This is a genomic window from Shewanella nanhaiensis, from assembly GCF_019457885.1.
Lineage (GTDB): Bacteria > Pseudomonadota > Gammaproteobacteria > Enterobacterales > Shewanellaceae > Shewanella > Shewanella nanhaiensis.
Window position 1 is genome coordinate 27,813 of record NZ_JAHZST010000019.1, and the last position, 16,315, is coordinate 44,127.

At 44.6% G+C, this 16,315-nt stretch carries 10 protein-coding genes; 2 read left to right on the top strand and 8 right to left on the bottom strand.

Going from position 1 to position 16,315, the window contains the following annotated elements:
* Nucleotide 1: 1 nt before the first annotated feature.
* The 4 genes from K0625_RS20365 to K0625_RS20380 all read right to left on the bottom strand — a co-directional run bounded on the left by K0625_RS20365 (nt 2) and on the right by K0625_RS20380 (nt 7,828).
* Nucleotides 2-1,582 carry a sulfatase family protein gene (locus K0625_RS20365; protein WP_220111338.1) on the bottom strand — a complete coding sequence of 527 codons (1,581 nt, stop codon included), beginning with the start codon at nt 1,580-1,582 and terminating at the stop codon, nt 2-4.
* Nucleotides 1,582-3,408 (bottom strand): alpha-1,3-galactosidase-related protein, encoded by a 1,827-nt coding sequence (locus K0625_RS20370; protein WP_220111339.1) that lies wholly within the window; start codon nt 3,406-3,408, stop codon nt 1,582-1,584. The genes K0625_RS20365 and K0625_RS20370 overlap by 1 nt, the downstream gene beginning before the upstream one ends.
* A gap of 12 nt (nt 3,409-3,420) precedes the next feature.
* Nucleotides 3,421-4,905: a sulfatase family protein gene (locus tag K0625_RS20375; protein WP_220111340.1), complete on the bottom strand. Its 1,485-nt coding sequence runs from the start codon at nt 4,903-4,905 to the stop codon at nt 3,421-3,423.
* 238 nt (nt 4,906-5,143) lie between these two features.
* Complete coding sequence (locus K0625_RS20380) at nt 5,144-7,828, bottom strand: TonB-dependent receptor (protein WP_220111341.1); 2,685 nt, start codon at nt 7,826-7,828, stop codon at nt 5,144-5,146.
* Nucleotides 7,829-8,126: 298 nt separating this feature from the next.
* On the opposite strand from K0625_RS20380, the gene K0625_RS20385 reads away from it, so the two are divergent.
* Both K0625_RS20385 and K0625_RS20390 read left to right on the top strand, forming a co-directional pair.
* Nucleotides 8,127-9,581 carry a sulfatase gene (locus K0625_RS20385; RefSeq protein ID WP_220111342.1) on the top strand — a complete coding sequence of 485 codons (1,455 nt, stop codon included), beginning with the start codon at nt 8,127-8,129 and terminating at the stop codon, nt 9,579-9,581.
* A 61-nt stretch (nt 9,582-9,642) separates the two neighbouring features.
* Nucleotides 9,643-11,211: a sulfatase family protein gene (locus K0625_RS20390; protein WP_232847209.1), complete on the top strand. Its 1,569-nt coding sequence runs from the start codon at nt 9,643-9,645 to the stop codon at nt 11,209-11,211.
* A 94-nt stretch (nt 11,212-11,305) separates the two neighbouring features.
* Here K0625_RS20390 and K0625_RS20395 read toward each other — a convergent pair whose 3' ends face one another.
* The 4 genes from K0625_RS20395 to K0625_RS20410 form a co-directional block, all read right to left on the bottom strand.
* Nucleotides 11,306-12,808, bottom strand: a complete 1,503-nt coding sequence (locus K0625_RS20395; protein WP_220111343.1) for an arylsulfatase — start codon at nt 12,806-12,808, stop codon at nt 11,306-11,308.
* Complete coding sequence (galK, locus tag K0625_RS20400) at nt 12,805-13,992, bottom strand: galactokinase (protein WP_333473875.1); 1,188 nt, start codon at nt 13,990-13,992, stop codon at nt 12,805-12,807. Before galK ends, K0625_RS20395 begins: the two co-directional genes overlap by 4 nt.
* Nucleotides 13,993-14,079: 87 nt before the next feature.
* Entirely contained in the window at nt 14,080-15,090 is a 1,011-nt protein-coding gene (gene galE, locus K0625_RS20405) for a UDP-glucose 4-epimerase GalE (protein ID WP_220111344.1), read from the bottom strand.
* Nucleotides 15,091-15,359: 269 nt separating this feature from the next.
* Nucleotides 15,360-16,274, bottom strand: coding sequence for an SMP-30/gluconolactonase/LRE family protein (locus K0625_RS20410; RefSeq protein ID WP_220111345.1), 915 nt, complete (start codon nt 16,272-16,274; stop codon nt 15,360-15,362).
* Nucleotides 16,275-16,315 lie beyond the last annotated feature (41 nt).

The following is a 16,315-nucleotide window of genomic DNA, read 5'->3' on the forward strand; positions in this document are numbered from 1 at the left end:
TTTACTCTCCGGCACTGTTATCTATCGTTTTGCTCTCATCCTTAAAACGCTTTGGATGGTCAAACATCATGGCTTTAAACGATTGGCGATGTTTGCTTCGTAATAGCTCGGAATTAAATAGATGCTCTGGCGGCGTTAATCCCTCTACATGGATTGGGGCTGGTTTATCCGCTTGCCAAGCGTGAATGCTTTGCTGCATCGATTTGACCTTAGCTTGATACTCGGGCATCTCAGCCAAATTATGATTCTCAAGGGGATCCTCGGCTAAATTGTATAACTCAAGCTTCCCTTTCTTGCCCGCTTTGGCTGGCATAATGAGCTTAAAATCCCCCTCTCTGAACATAAAGTCGGAGCGTTGGGAGAATGCCCTATTTTTCCAATTTTTAGCCTCTCCGGAAGTAAGCGAAAGTAGGGACTCTCCCTGCATTCCCATCGGTGCCTTGATATCAAGCATCTTCAATAGGGTCGGCATAACATCGATACTCTCCACCACCTGCTCAACCACCCTACCGCGATTCATTAACTTGGCATAACTTGTGTTTTTTCCTGCTCGAATAATCAATGGAATACGACTTGAACCTTCATGCATGACACCTTTAAACCACTTGCCATGATCCCCAAGCATATTGCCGTGATCGGCAGTAAACACCACAATAGTATTGTCAGCTAACCCTGAACTATCTAGGTAATCCAAGACTCGTCCAACATTGTCATCCACATTAGACACATGGCCGAGGTATTGAGCCGTTAAGTCCCGCATCATCTGCTCATCATCGATCAGATGACGAGACTTCCCTTTTATCTTCTTCTCCAAAGCAACTTTACGGTCAGCCTTAACGCTTGCAGGAATATTAGGTACTGACAAGGTTTTGGGGTCGTACATAGAAGCATAAGGCTCTGTCACCATGTAGGGGCTATGGGGCTCGTTATAACTCAAAAATAGGAAGAAAGGTTTCTTCTCCTTTCTGGCCAAGTAATCCAACGCTTTGTCCGTCAACCAATAGGTTTCAAAATCCTCTTTGCCGAATCTGTATCGCCCCAAATCATGGCCAAGAGGATCATCTGGATAGGTGACGCTGCCCTTAATAGGCTTAAATGCATCATTGCCATGTTTAGCCACCATATACTGACGATAAGTTTCCAAACGGTTTGGACCTTCACTGCTACGAGCCCAAAACTCATCGAAGCCCCAATCATGCCACTCAGGATAAAAGTGTAGCTTGCCCGATATCGCAGTACGGTAACCTTCATGTTTAAGTATCGTCTGTAGATCAACCTCACCATCATTGGCTAAAGCCTGTTTACTGTTATCTATAACCCCATGGACGTGGGTATAGCGTGAGGTAAAAAACGAGCGTCGTGACGGTGAACAGATGGGGGCTACTGTATAAGCAGTTTTATAGTAGGTCCCCTCTGATGCCAGCCTATCAAGATTAGGTGTTTTCACTACAGGGTGACCCGCCACCCCCATCACATTCCACTTCATCTCATCTGTCATGATAAACAGTAAGTTATCTTGGGCTTGTGAACTACTAAAGGGCAGTAAGCAAGCTAGGGCAGAAGCAAGTAATAAACGTCCCATTACCCCTCTCCTCGCAGCTTTTCCCAACCAGAAACGAACTGGCCATCGATAGAGAGGAGCTCACTGTGCCCAAAACCTGCAAACTCATTGCCTTGGTACACAAAATTACTGGAACGCTCTACATGAATAGGTGCAAAAGTACTCTTTCTTTCAGGATACTCATTGGTTTTCACGACCTTATTATTCACAAAGGAGACCCCTTGAGTTCGGCTGGTAGTGAGAACTCGCTCGTTATAAACCCGAAACTCATTTTGGTGAATCTTCACATTCTGATGATAAGGAGTGGTCGCTTTACTCTTTCTACCAGGAACAATATCGATAGCAGAGCTGTCTTTAGCGTAGTTACAGTTATCGAAGATGTTATTACGGATCTCGACCGATTCAACTGGCCCAGACTCATACCACTTTAGTCCGCCTGAGCCTATCTTTATCGCCATCATAGGCGTACTAAAATAGTTGTTCTCAACAATGATCTTCCCAGAGACGGTCAACAAGGCACCTCGTGCTCGGTTACCAGTAAATCTGCAACCGCTGATCATTACATGATCAGGTTGCCAGGTCATATTATCCAACACATCATCTATCTTGAGCGCTGTATCTAATGGCTCTTTAAAGCTCACAGTCCAATACTTAGCATCTTGACGCACGGCTTTATCGACCACATTGTCATGGAAAACATTCAAGACACTGTCACTGAAGTTCACTTGACTACCAGGTTTAAAGATATCTATCCCTAACTGCTGATAATGTACTAACTCAAACGTGATTGTGTTCGAGTCATGTATCTCAGCAACCCTCGCATACATTCCATGCACATTTGTGCCATCATCAATCTGTCCCTGAAACAGACAGTCTTTGAGGACGACATGCCCTTTACAGTTGATAAAATGTGTTGCATCGACGGTAGTTGAAACCGTACGCCCACTACCATCCCTTGGGTGAACATTCACCTTATCCAGCTTAATGCCGTCCGCAAGTTGAGCGATGACTCCCATGGCGCCAGAGTGGTGGATATCAATATTTTCCAGCCAAGTATTTTTGGTGTCTTGTACCGAGAAAGCGGGCCAATCTCGCCTCTCCTGCATAATGAGCAAGGTATTGCCCACCTTGGGCAAAGTGGGGTACTTACCTTGTAAACGCAACACGCCGGGACGGATCTCGGTCGTCACAGGTTGGATCTCTCGCTGAAAATTGTCTCGCGCCATATAAGCTTGCTTCTGTCGCTTAGTGTCAAACTCCAGCAAGTTTTTGATCACTGGGTTTTCAAAACCTTCCCCCACAAAAATAAAACGCCCATTCTCGACCTTGTAGCTAAAACCATCTTTAATCTTAAGATCGACATAGCTCTCTTTTTCATTTACCGCTTCAACAATACCCTCACAATGAAATGGCACATCCCAATCCACAGAGAAATTTTTCAAAGTAATGCCGCTAGACTCACGAACAATAACAGGCACCATGCCGCCATGAAAAACGAAACGGGAACCCCGACCATCGATGATCAAGTTTTTAAACTCTGTCAGTGGAAAAGCCACCGGCTTGATACCGTCATCGTTGTTAGAGATATAATAGAAATCACGATCTGCCTTGGTACTCCAAAAGTCATATCGTCCAAAAGGAAATATAAGGGAAGTACCAGGGTGCTTTTTACAATATGCCAGCGCCTTTTGCAGTGCAGGAATAGCATCATCACCTGAGTTAGGTTTAAGCCCAAAATCTGTGATTGATATATGTTTCTCAGTCGCCAAAGAGTTAGATACACAACCAAGCGTGGTCGATGTAGCCATCATGGCGGAGATCGATTTAATAAAAGTACGTCTTTGCATGATCACGCTCCTCTAATCACTCTTATTGCCACTTAGCTGATGGCGGGTACGATAGCTTTGGCACTCTGGGCTTTGGCATTTATCATGGTAAAAATCCAGCACCTCTCGGATCCCAACATCAGACTCAGGAAGTTGACCTTTATCACCCGTCTCAGCAACCCAGTTATTGAGAACTCCACGCATCTTAGTTAACTGGATTTTATAGGCAGCAATACCTGCTAAGTTATTAACTTCATGGGGATCATTATCCAAATCATATAGCTCCTCAGCAGGCTTACGCTCAGCCATTAACTGCGCCTCAATCTCATTAAACTCTCCAGCTGCGAAGGCTTTTTTATACTCCTTTACCAGAGGCCATTTATCACGATACTGTGCTTGCATATAGGGACGCTCGGGGAAGTAATTACGGATATATTTAAACCTGTCGGTGCGCACTGAACGCATCTTTTCAAAGGTATAATCACAGCGGTCTCGAGCTGAGATAACCCAAGGCTTAGCTTGATAATCTGCAGCGAAGAAGTTTTCAGTTGTCATATATGCTGGGATATCGATACCGGCAAGACCTAAGCTACTACCACCAATATCAAGACCGCGGATCAGCTCCTTACGTTCAGCCCCTAGCTCACGTAACTTATCGTTACCATTCATCCAGCTGATCACTAAAGGAACTTGAAGACCACCGTCATACAGGAACTGTTTGTGTCGCAACAATCCCATGCCATGGTCGGTAAAGAAGAATACGATAGTGTTTTCCAGTAGGTTGTTATCTTTGAGTTCTTTAACTATCTCTCCCACATCAAGATCCGTCAGGTGGATATTCTCATAGTGGCGCGCCCAAGCGTCGCGAGTTAAAGGTTGATCATTATAGTAAGGCGGAAGCGTCACGCTGGCGCGATCGACTTTAACAGGGGGATTCTTGACTTTATATTTCCCGCCACGTAACTGGATCTGCCCAAAGAAAGGCTTGCCTGATTGAGCTAACGTTTTACCCCAATCAAAATCTGGACCATTTTTTGCGCCTTGATGACCTGCTACAGGCCCAGGATGAAGTGAGTATAATTGACTACGATCGTAGTGAAAGTTGTAATCATCCTTACCAATATTAAAGGTTTCGTAACCGTTATCGCGAAATAGCTCAGGTACCGTTTTATGACCTTGAGGTAAGGTAATAGGGTTATAATCGAAGCGGCCACTACGATGATTATGAAAGCCTAAAGTGGTTTGCATCTCACCAGAAATAATGGCGGAGCGAACAGCAGAACAAACTGCTGCAGGCATGATCACCTTATCAAAGCGCACACCTTGACTAGCCAGCTGATCAATATTTGGAGTCGGTACAGTCTTGTCACCATAAGCCCCCATCCAATCATTCATATCTTCCACATAGATCCACAGAATGTTGGGCTGCTTTGTTATCTCTTTTGAAACCTTATCTTCCTCTGTGGCCTGACAACCAGCCATAAATAACAACAGGATGATGACAATTCCGATACGCATATTTTATCTCCGATCACAGCTACTCTGTTTACTGTAGAACAGCTTTTAATTATAAGCTCGAACAATAATACTATTAATATTACAATTAACATTCAACCCATAATTACAACATTAATACAACTTTACAGAGTTTTACATTGATAGCTAACACTAACTGCCTGCAACCAATGGGAAAGTAAGAGGAAAATAAAAAAGGCTTCAATATATGAAGCCTTTTCAATTCAATCAAAATGTATGCTTAAAAGCGGTAGCTCAAGCCTAGGTGGAATCGACGACCATACACATAGTTCTCATACAAACGCTCATCAAACTCAGAGTACTGACGCTGCTCCGCCTCGGTTAAATTAATCGCATTAAAGCTAACAGTTAGATTTTTCAAAATATCGTAACTGACCGAGTAATCCAGTTGACCATATGCATCACCAAAGACCACGTCATCTTGACGGCCATCAGGATCTAACAGGTACTTACCACGGTAGTTGTAAGCAAGACGAGTGCTGAATGCATCTTTCTCATAAAAAACAACGGCGTTATAGCTGTTCTTAGAGAGACCCGGCATACCGAAACTATTACTCACTCCCTCTTGGCTAAAGTCTGCATCACTGTCTTGATAGGTGTAGTTGAGGTTAACACCAAAGCCATTAAGCAAACCTGGCAAGTAATCAAACATATGCTGGAAAGCAATTTCATACCCTTTAACTTTCGCACCCGCCCCGTTGACTGGCGTTATCAACTCAACATCCTGACCATCATCATTAACTGAATCGACTCGGGTATCAAAGATAAAAGAGTCCACATCTTTATAGAAACCCGCCACCGAAAAGAGTGACGCTTCATCAAAGTACCACTCTAATGACAGGTCGTATGCGGTAGCGCGGTAGGGGTCTAGCTCTGGGTTACCACCTCGAATCTTGATAACCCCATCAACCTCACTTATCGCGCGGTGAGCAGACAGATCAGACAGAGCCGGACGAGACATCACTTTGGCAACAGCGCCACGTAATACAAGGTCATCTGATAAACCCAGCGCAAAGTTCAAGCTAGGTAACAGATCGCTATAATCATTTTCAACAGTTCTATCTACGACAAGCGTGCTCTCATCAGTATCTAAGCCCATCCCTTTTGATTCGACATCGGTTTCAACATAGCGCGCGCCGAAATTACCTCTCAAGGGCATATCGCCAAACACTTGAGTAGCATAATCAAAACGAACATAGGCAGCCTGAGTCTGCTCAGTGACATCATAGGCAAAATCAGCAATAGGCTTAGTAGTTAAATCTTCACCGCTCTCAACGGCAGCATCACGCAGTGCAAATAGATCCGTTTTAGACCAAGCTAAACTAGATTGCTCTGCATCCGAGCCAGCAAACAGATCTGAGACTGAATCGTTGAAAAACTCATTCAAACTGCGTCCAGCAAACTTTTTCACTACAACTTCATTTTTGATTCTAGTTTTGTTCTGATCTTTAAACATGGCGCCAAACTGAACGCTACTGAGAAACTCAGAATCAAGTTCACCTTTAATATCAAATTTAAATGTATTTTTAGTATTTTCAATATTGAACAACTGCACTCGCAGGTTCGCAGGTTTATTCTGGTAGAGCTCACTGTCACCTGGATTTAAGGCCAGGCTATCAGGTCCAATAGCTTCTTTTTTCTTATCCTCGAAATAATTGATAACAGGAAATTGGCCATCAAGTGAATAATCCAGATCGAAGCGCTGATCAGCCTCAACGGTAGAGCGTATATTATTATCAGTATTGCGCTCTATGTGCGAATGGCCAATTTCAGATGAAAGCTCCCAATTATCATTAAGCATGTAGCTTCCACCTAATGTGGCCGTGATGGTTTCAGTTGTTTCCTCATTATACCAAGCACTGTTGAATACTTGAGCACCATCAATCTGGCCAGCAACTAAGGTACCATTCTCATTTATTACCGCAGAATCTGAGCCATCTAAAATCACTTGACCTGCCTTTTTACCGAAAGGAAATCGAGTCTCCAGATAGGTTTCATCACGGATCTGATTTAGTTGACTGTAAAGCACATCAAGGTACAACTCTGAATCATCTGATGGTAAAAGCTGAAAAGATGCTGTCGCACCAGTACGGGTCCGCTCTTTAGTGCCAGTTTGATGACGTAAACGGTTCAAGTATGAAAACTCATCGCCTACCTCTGCACCTTCAACTAAACCGTCCTTCTCTTCAACATTATACTCACGCCAACCCCAGCCACGTAATGCCTCCTCTTGTAAGGTACGTACAGAGTGGTTCGCAGACAGTAAAAAACCAAAGGTTTCATCTTCATTTTTACGGCTAATCATGCCTGACAAGCGAGGCTCAGTCTTACCCGTTAAGTCAGAGTAATCAGCAAATGCCGACAATTTTGCTTTATTATCCTTAAAATCCAGCGCTCTTCGAGTAACCAGATTTACCGTGGCACCAATCCCCCCCTCTTCCATATCGGCGGTAGGGCTTTTGATAACCTGAAGAGCGGACAGATGTTCAGAAGCAATCGTATCGAAAGAGAATTCACGTCCTTCACCAGAAGCACTTGCCTGACTTTGTCCATTGACAGTCACATTGGTCAATCCAGGATCAACACCACGTACACTGACTAATGCCCCTTCACCGGAATCACGGGTCACTGTAACGCCAGTAACACGTTGAAGCGCATCGGCAACATTCTCATCTGGTAATTTTCCGATATCTTCAGCAGATATCATATCCGCCACTTGATTGGCATATCGCTTATCGTTGAGGGCTTTTTTCAAGCTAGACTTGATCCCCCGCACCTCAATGACCTCCATCTCTTTATTGTTGTTTTTCTTCTGAGCATCATCGGCAGCAAGCGCTTGCCCGGATAAACCGGAAATAACACTGATACACGCCAAAGATACCGCACTCTTACGGAACCAAGCCATAAATCCCTCCCTTCAATCTATTAGTTATAGCAGTAAAAAACTTTATTCAGGCAGAGATAGGATCCTACGTTGCCAAGATAACGTTTCTATTTATTATGATTTATAGTATTAATAAACTGACAAGAATAAAAAATCAACAACAATTAGCGATAAATTAATAATTAATTAACAATCAAGAGAGAGGTGTAACAAGATTGAGTGCAATACAAAAAGTGACAGTGATTTTAAATTTAGATTAAAAACAAACAATTAAAAGTATTACTAATAGTAAATAACACCCCACTGATTGGAGAGTGACTTGAAAACCAACAAAACGCTTCTAACAGCACTTTTACTTGGACTAGTGATTAGCGCCAAGATAAACGCATCCTTTTCTCCCTTAAAAAAGGAGGGAGATAAGCTTAAACAGGCTAATGTTGTCATCATCTATATCGATGATCTTGGCATTATGGATACAGGCATCTACGGTTCAACCCAATATCCAACACCCAATATCAATAGGCTCGCCAACTCAGGAGTTCGATTTACTCAAGCTTATGCCAATGCCGCCAATTGCGCTCCCAGTCGAGCCAGCCTGATGACAGGTCTAACACCGGCAGAGCACGGTATCTTAACCGTAGGCAGCTCTGAGCGCGGAGAGAGCCGATACCGCAAATTAATTCCAGCCACCAATAAAACCGAACTCAATCCTAAACTCACCACTATTGCCGACCTATTTAAACAACAAGGTTACACCACTGCCGTCATCGGGAAGTGGCACCTTGGTAAGACTGCGCCCACAGAGTACGGCTTTGATACCGCTATTGCTGCCTCCCACTTAGGCCATCCCCCCAGTTATTTTTATCCCTACAGTAAAGGGAAACGCAAACTCATAGGGCTTGAAGAGGGGGGGAACAAAGACGAGTACCTCAGCGACCGAATAACTCGAGAGGCCGTTAACTACATCTCATCACAACGGCAACCTTTCTTTCTTTACCTCCCATTTTACGCTGTCCATACCCCGATAGAAGCTCCAAAAGAGTGGGTCAATCAGCACAAAGCCAGACAGCAAGCTGGAGAGATCAAGAGCGCGGCTTATGCGGCGATGATCGCCAACCTTGATAAAAATGTGGGTAAGCTTCTACAAGCCATAGAGAAAAGCGAACAGCGTGAAAATACCTTAGTGGTGTTTGCATCCGATAACGGCGCCTATGATCCCGCAACCTCATCTCTGCCTTATCGTGGCTACAAAAGTAGCTTATTCGAAGGGGGTCTTAAGATCCCACTTATTCTCTCGTGGCCCGCACAGATACCAGCAAATAGTCAAAATAGGACTCCAGTGCAGATGAGCGATCTATTTTTAGGTATAAAACACCTCCTGCAGCCTAAACTAGCGCTACACAACCAAGATATCATTTCACTAGCCGAACAAGACAAGGAGCAACCAGAGAGAGCACTTTACTGGCATGCTCCTGTCTATATCGATCAATTTGCTCCCTACCGTGGTCAAGCTAACCATCCTTACTGGAAACACACACCCGCAGCGGCGATACGATTAGGGCGCTATAAATTAATCCACAGCTATGAAACGGGTAAACAGCTACTATTCGATTTAGACAAAGACAGTGAAGAGAGAAATAACCTTGCTAATCAAAAACCTGAAATAAGGGAGAAACTGTTTAAAGCCTTAAATCAATGGCAAATCTCGGTGAATGCTCCCATGGTTTCTGAACTAAACCCTAACTATCAATCTCAAGCGACGAGTCACTATTAAAGTTGCAAAGGATTACTTAATGTATTATTAATATGACAATTTAAGTTATGGAATAGATATAATGACCTTTACCCGATCTGTGCTACTCACATTGATTACAGGAGCAGTTGTCAGCGGATGCTACAGTGCTGACCAGTCGATACAACCTGATGTAGATACTAGTTTAGCCTCCACCGAACTAGGTAAACCTAACTTAGTGATCATCTATGCCGATGATCTTGGTTATGGTGACATCAGCAGCTATGGAGGAACAGGAGTCAACACCCCCAATATTGATGCATTAGCAGCAAAAGGACTTAAACTAACAGATTCTCACGCCTCAGCTGCAACCTGCACACCGTCACGTTACTCGCTACTGACAGGAGAGCATGGCTTTCGCTCCGATGCGGCCATTTTACCTGGTGATGCACCGCTATTGATTAGCCCCAGACAAGCCACACTACCAAAACTGCTCAAACGTGCGGGTTATGCATCGGCTGTTATCGGTAAATGGCACCTAGGGTTAGGTTATGGTGACGTTGATTGGAACCAGGCTGTCAAACCAGGTCCTCTTGAGATTGGTTTTGACTACAGCTTTCTTTTACCTGCTACTGGTGACAGAGTGCCAACGGTATTTTTAGAAAACCACCATGTAGTGGATCTGCAAACAACAGATCCTCTCTCAGTAAACTATCAGGAAAATATTGGCACGCTCCCCACTGGTATCTCTCATCCTCAGCTGTTAAAGATGAAAGCCGATCCCCAGCACAGCAATACCATAGTCAATGGTGTCAGCCGCATTGGTAGCATGACAGGCGGTGAATCCGCTTATTGGATAGATGAAGACTTTCCTGACATCTTTACCGCCAAAGCCGTCGACTTTATTCGGGAACATAAGGAGCAACCCTTTTTCCTATTTCATTCAATGCATGATATCCATGTTCCCCGTTTGCCTCATAAGCGTTTCCAAGGGAAAAGTGGTATGGGTCCCAGAGGAGATGCAATCGTTCAGTTGGATTGGATGACTGGACAGATAGTTAAAGAATTAGAAAAACAAGGTATTGCTGAAAATACCATTGTCATTTTCACCAGTGATAATGGCCCAGTACTGGATGATGGATACGATGATAATGCCGTTGAGATGTTAGGTAATCACAAGCCTTCAGGGCCATTTCGTGGTGGAAAATACAGTGCATACGAAGCGGGTACCCGCGTACCTACCATCGTCTATTGGCCTGAGCATATTCAGCCTAAAGAGAGTGATGCATTAACCACACAAATTGATATCTACGCATCTATGGCTGAGTTACTGAGACTCGATTTAGTGGAAGATGAAGCCATAGACAGTATACCTCAGCTGGATACCTGGTTAGGCAGATCAGAGAGCGGGCGTGAATTTTTGGTAGAAGAGTCCCTTGGAACCATCTCTCTGCGACATGGAGAGTGGAAATACATCCGCCCAGCTCTCGACAACACACTACCTGATTGGAGCAAGAACAAAGATATAGAGCTAGGGGTACAAAATTCGGAGCAACTGTACAAGTTAACAGATGATATAGCTGAGCAAAATAACTTAGCAAACAGCCATAGTGACCGAGTCAATAACATGAAACAAAAGCTAGAGCAGATCATAGAATCAGGTTATCGATAAAAGCGTTAACCTTATCTTGAGGAGTTGCAGTAACCAGCCAAAAACAGAAAGGAGCCTTCAGGCTCCTTTCTGTTTTTGGCAACTTATAAAGGTGCTAGTTATTCGATTGAAAGTTCCATGGTAGATGAGACGAGCGTTGACGCTGGGCCATGATCATCTCCGCTTGCTTTACCAACTCAGGGTGTTTAGCGGCAAGATCTTCACTCTCAGTCGGATCCTCTTGCAAGTTGTACAGGGCGGTCGCACCGAGTTCTAATACACTGTTGCCACTCTCTTTACTGTAATGCCTGATCGCCTTCCAGTTTCCCATCACCACAGCTTGTGAGGGGTTACGACTAAAAAACTCCCAATATAGGCTCGCGTGCTGCTCATTTTGAGGTTTCCCTAACAAAGTTGGCAACATGGAGATCCCTTGAATATCTTCAGGCACACTCAGATCCAGCAGCTGTGCAAACGTTGGTAACATGTCCCAAAATGCCGATAAGTGATCACTCTCGCTCCCAGCAGAAATATTACCAGGCCAGCGAGCAATTAAGGGCGCGCGGATCCCACCTTCATACAAGGTGGCTTTTTCTCCTCTAGCGCCTGCTGTGCTATTAAAGAAGTTGATATCAGAGCCACCAGCGGTGGTAGCACCATTATCACTGGAAAATAGGACAAGTGTATTGTCATCCAGCCCAAGCTCTTTCAGCATAGCCATAATGTCACCAACATCCCTATCCATTCTCGATATCATCGCTGCGCGAGCCGCTCTAGGCTTAGGATGGGGCGTATAGGCACGAGCTCCACCAAGGCGGTGTGGAGTCTCATCAAATTGATAGCCCTCCAGCTCTTTATCCGGGATCTGAATTGCGGCATGGGGGACCACAAAAGGAACATAAAGGAAAAACGCTTCATCCCTATTTTGATGAATAAACTCCTTAGCTCTGGCTAAGATCTTATATGGCGCGTAATCTTTGCCGATATACTCCCTGTGATCGCTCTTATCACGGCCAAGCTTAGGATGAACATTAATAGCTGGGTTATCTAGCCTAACTACCTCATCACCTGCCCATAGGTATTGTGGAAAATAGTTATGGGCATGACGCTGATCAAGGTATCCATAAAACTGATCAAACCCCATCGCCTTTGGGTTGCCACTACTTTGTAATGAGCCTAGACCCCATTTACCAAAAGCCCCCGTTTGATAACCCGCTTGCTGAAACAGATGAGCCAGCGTGATGGTGCCTTGGGCTAATGGATATTGACCCTGATACTCAGGAATATCAGGTTGGTTCTTAAGTTGAGTATTGCCTCTGATATCTGTATGCCCCATATCCCGCCCAGTCATCAAGCTTGCCCGGGAGGGAGCGCACACGGAGCTGCCTGCATAATGACGGGAAAAACGCATCCCCTCAGCGGCAAGCTTATCAATGTTTGGAGTGCGAATATGTTGCTGTCCATAACTGCCCAAATCGCCAACCCCTAAGTCATCAGCTAGAAAGTAGATAACATTAGGTTGTCTGTTAACTTTAGGTGCTATATTGCTTTGACTACAGCTTGTGACCATGGTGCTACAAAGTACCGCCACGCTAAGCGTTATGCAGCAACACTTCATGGTAAGAACTCCTCGCTCACTAGAGCTGATCTATCTGTACCTAAGGTGGTCATTAAGCCACCAGCCGCATTAACAACATAGATAGTCTCCTGTAAGCCAAAATATTGATGGTACTGGCTTGAAACTGCCTCAACAATCTTAGGCACATCCCCATGGCGACAGATACAGATGACCGCACCGCCAAAACCACCACCTGTCATCCGAGTCGCACAGGCTGTTCCCAGTGCGCTATGGCAAATATCCACCAAGCCATCAGTAACGGCAACGGTGACCTCAAAGTTGTCCCGTAGTGAGATGTGTGACTCAGCCATCAGCTCGCTAAGTGCTTGCAGATTATTCTCTTGCAGGGCTTTAGCAGCTTGCAATACGCGACGGTTTTCAGTGATAACGTGGTGAGCACGCTTATACTCATTTAGCGTCATCAAGGCCCTACTCTCCTCAAGCAGATTCAAACTCGCTTGACGTAAGGTTGAAACTCCCATCTTTGCCGCCGCATTCATGCAGTCTCTGCGACGCTGGTTATATTCGCTTTCAACTAACTTACGCGGAAAATTAGAGTTAATAACGATTAATGCCAACTCTTCTGGAACAGAGAAGTGCTCAATAGCAAGGCTCATACAATCAATCATCAAGGCTTGGTTTTTAATGGCCTTCGCTGAAACCAGTTGATCCATGATCCCGCACTGGCAACCTAAAAAGTAATTTTCAGCCTGCTGACCTAAAAGCGCAATCTTCTCAAGGGTCAAGTCAAGTTCAAAAGCTTGATTTAAGGCGCCACCTAACGCCACCTCTAGCGCCGCAGATGATGATAAACCAGCCCCCTGTGGCACATTAGAGCTAATCAAAATGTCCATACCACTTAACTGATAACCTGCCATTTTATACACATAGGCAATCGCACGAACATAGTTTCCCCAGTGGCTCATCCCATGGGAGATCGCAGGAGCCAGCTCAAAGGCTTCGCACTCATCTGGATAATTTGTGGAATAAGCCATAATGATATTATCGCTACGCTTACGATAAGCCACATAAGTTCTGAATGGCAAAGCACAAGGCAGAACATACCCATCATTATAATCGGTAAATTCGCCAATTAAATTAACTCTCCCCGGCGCACTGCTAACACCCTCGACAGTTCTGGAAAAAAGTGACTCAAATTGTTCAAATAGTTTATTAAGATCCACGATAAATCCTTTCTGAATTATTTAGGCTTTGCTCTAAAAAGGAGCCCCAGTCACTGAAGCTGCTATTAAAATAGAAACCGGCAAGCCCTATATGCCCATTGGGTACTTTGACTGCCAACGCCAAACATCCGCCGTCATCTGGGTTAAATCTCGGCTGGCCTGCCAATCAAGTTCACGCTGAGCTAAGCTGGGATCGGCATATGAGCATGGAATATCGCCACTGCGGCGATCGGCGACTCTATAGGGAATAGCTTGTCCGCTCTCTTTGGAGAAACTATTAACCATCTCTAGCACTGAATACCCTTGACCCGTTCCAAGGTTGTAGGCATAGAATCCCTTTACTCCCCTCTTTCCTTGCAGCGCCTGCACATGGCCGGCAGCTAAATCCATCACATGGATATAATCTCTAACGCCTGTGCCATCATCTGTGGGGTAATCATCACCAAACACCTGTAAATACTCTCTCTTACCAACGGCAACCTGAGCGATAAATGGCATCAAATTATTGGGCATCCCCATAGGGTTTTCACCTAACAGACCTGAATCATGGGCACCAACAGGATTAAAATACCGTAAAGAGATTGCCTGCCAACTCGCTTTAGAGGCGCAGGTATCTCGCAGGATCTGCTCCACCATCACCTTGCTCCAGCCATAGGGATTTGTCGCACGAATGGGATGACGCTCATCGATAGGAATATAATCAGGATCGCCATAAACAGTGGCCGATGAACTAAACACTATGTTGCGTACAGCACTCTCCTCCATCGCTTTGAGTAAAGAGAGGGTACCGCCTACATTATTATCGTAATAACGATGGGGCTGCTCAGTGGACTCCCCCACGGCTTTTAATGCAGCAAAGTGGATAACAGCAACACATTGATGCTTAATCAACACCTGTTTCAGCAGAGCTGTATCGCGAATATCACCTTCAACAAACGAGAGGACTTGTCCACTGATTGTGTATATCTGCTGTAACACGCCAGCACTCGAGTTAGATAAATTATCAAAAATAACAGGTTCAAAACCCGATTCGAGCAGTGCTAAACAGGTATGACTGCCAATATACCCCATCCCGCCAGTAACCAAGATTTTGTCCATGTAGCCCCATTTCTATGATGATTATCTCGTCTAACTTTAATTTATACTATAAATACCATAAAAAACAAGACCATTAATCAACTTTATAAAAAGTAGCTAAAAATCAATTAAATATGATTTTGCCGAGATGATTTATTGCATCGAATTGATAAAGAAAAAGCGGTATTAAAGATAAAAAGAGAAAACACTAGGAATTGATAGCAGAGAAAGACGTAACGGCTCTATAAAGAAGTAGCAGAAAGGGAGTTGATGCTATTTTAAAGCTGACACTATAGTTGATAATGAGGGGTTGGCAGGCCTCGAACGCCTTTCAATTGATACACGAGCAGATCACCGGCTAACGCTTGTTGATCTAACTGTTTTGACGACAAGCCCTCACGAGCCGTTGTGACAAACAGCAAGTTCATCTGCTCCCCCCCAAAAGACACGCAACTAGGCTGACTCACGGGTAACTTGAGTATAAATTGGATATCACCATTAGCAGAGTAACGTACAACTCTTCCGCCTCCCCACTGTCCGCTCCATAAACCTCCTTTTGAGTCAACCGTCGCCCCGTCTGGATAAGTATGCTCCTGAGTCGTAGCAAAGGTCTCAGCAGGTCCTATAGAGGCTGTTTTATCATCAAATGAGTGCCGATAGATACGATTTTTAGCTGAATCAGCACAGTAGAGCCAACGGTTATCAGGGCTCCAGGCAAGACCATTAAATATTTGATAACCATCTCTCTGGAATTGGCACAGGCCTTTATCAATACAATAGAGACTTCCTGTATCCACTTGTGCAGTTTCATTCTCAACCATACTGCCACACCAAAAGCGTCCCTTGGCATCAACCCTGCCATCATTCATCCTATTTCCCTGTAGTGATAACTCAGGACGGGCTAACCACTCAATATCAGGCCCCTTACCTTCAAAACGGTAGAGCGCAAACCCCGAGGCGAAGGCTGCCAGTATCAACCCCTTAGTCTCAGTCAAAGCAAAACTGCAGAGCCGCTCTGGCATAAGCCATTGACTCAATTTGTGACTTTTAGGTTCAAAGGCGTATAACATCTCCCCTTCGATATCTGTCCACCACACCTTTTGACTTAGCGAATCCCAAATGACCCCCTCTCCCAACTGATTAGCCACCGGCACTGAATAGAGGAGCTCTGCCGTTACCTCATTGCTCGCATTATCAGGCTGCATACGTACCATCAAGAAACAGAGTTGAGTTAAGGCTCCCGCCC